1 pseudogene is annotated in these 1,258 nt (G+C 46.5%); it reads left to right on the top strand.

Annotation, left to right across the window (positions count from 1 at the left end):
• Positions 1 to 74: 74 nt before the first annotated feature.
• Positions 75 to 821, top strand: a pseudogene (locus AC1S52_RS01815) (IS256 family transposase); the annotation flags it as partial.
• Positions 822 to 1,258: the final 437 nt, after the last annotated feature.

Here is a 1,258-nt window from a genome sequence, read left to right as displayed (position 1 = left end):
TGAGACTGTAAATTAGTTTGTGTCAAAGGTCAAAAAACAAGATCTAATGAACTAATGAACAAAGGCACTAAACTATGACCTTTCGACCGGAACTCATTGACGAGTTGCTCAAAGAATATCGTACTCCCGAAGACCTAATGGGAGAGGGCGGCATCTTCAAGCAATTGACCAAAGCCTTGATCGAACGATGCTTGAACGCTGAGTTGACCACGCATCTAGCAGAGGAGCAGGAACAACCAGAGCCAGAACGTCCCAAGAATCGGCGTAACGGGCACAGCCAGAAGACGATCAAAGGGGAATTTGGCGAAACCGAGATTGGGATTCCCCGTGACCGCAACGGTGCGTTTGAACCGCTGCTGATTGCCAAAGGGCAGACTCGCTTCAACGGCTTTGATGACAAGATTCTGTCGCTGTATGCCCGTGGCATGACGACACGGGACATCGAGGCACAATTGCAGGAATTGTATGGGGTAGAGGTGTCTCATACGCTGATTTCCAACGTGACTGAAGCCGTAGAAGCTGAACGCAGAGCTTGGCAGAATCGCAGTCTGGATGCGGTTTATCCGATCATTTATTTTGATGCGATTATCGTCAAAGTGCGCCATGAGGGTCGAGTCGTCAATAAAGCCATCCACCTGGCTTTGGGGGTGAATCTGGCAGGTCAAAAGGAACTGTTAGGACTGTGGATGACTCAGAATGAATCGTCCAAGTTCTGGCTCTCGGTGCTCACAGAGTTGCAAAATCGTGGCGTTAAAGACATCTTCATTGCCTGTGTGGACGGGCTAACAGGCTTTCCAGAGGCGATTGAAACACTTAAACCATTTTCTCTGAAGCTGCACAGAAGAAAGCCTGGTAGACAAGGGGCTTAAGCCCCTTGTTAAGTGCAAACTCATATTGAACTGGTATACCAAGCAGCAATGACTACCTATTACCCATTACCCGCTCCCGAACTCAAAGCTCAAAATGCTCAATTTTTAACTCTTCACTGGGCCGTCCCGTCCCAATTTCCCAGTGTGACAAATTAGGGACAATCGGTTGGCAGAAGGGTAGGATTGTTGTCAATCTTTTGTCGTGAGCCTTCTGGCACCATGAAACTGGTTAAGAAAATATTTGGGGATTCGACTCAGCCATTTAAATCAAATAACTCTGAGGCGCTGTTTACACGTAATTTACCTGATACCAACCGGTAGATTTTTTCATCTGAGATGGAAATCATGAAGTTCATTTTGATAATTTAGGCACCTGAATACAATTAATC

The organism is Kovacikia sp. CALU 1929 (assembly GCF_056784235.1).
Note: the sequence above shows the minus strand (reverse complement) of the source record. Positions and strands in the feature narration are given on the sequence as shown.